Annotated in this window: 1 protein-coding gene; it reads right to left on the bottom strand. The window is 59.9% G+C overall.

The features are described 5' to 3' along the window. Nucleotides 1–227 (bottom strand): relaxase/mobilization nuclease domain-containing protein (locus tag DW915_RS15595; protein ID WP_158581082.1); only part of this gene is annotated, 227 nt, incomplete at both ends.

Raw genomic sequence — 227 nt, forward strand, 5'->3', positions numbered from 1 at the left:
TGCTTGCAGCCCTCCCGTGTGTCGGCTGGTCTGTCCATGTAGGGCAGAAGCGGGACTTCGTAAATCCGCAGGGAGTTGATGACGATATGCACATGGATATTCCCGCTGTGGTTATGCCCGTCCGGGTGGGTGCAGATTAGGGCTTGGTGTCCGGGGAAATGCTCCTTGCAGAACTGCTCGCCCAGCTCCTGCGCCCGGTCTACGGTCAAGCCGTTGTCTGTCCCGTC

The organism is Blautia sp. AM42-2, assembly GCF_003480245.1.
Lineage (GTDB): Bacteria > Bacillota > Clostridia > Lachnospirales > Lachnospiraceae > Fusicatenibacter > Fusicatenibacter saccharivorans.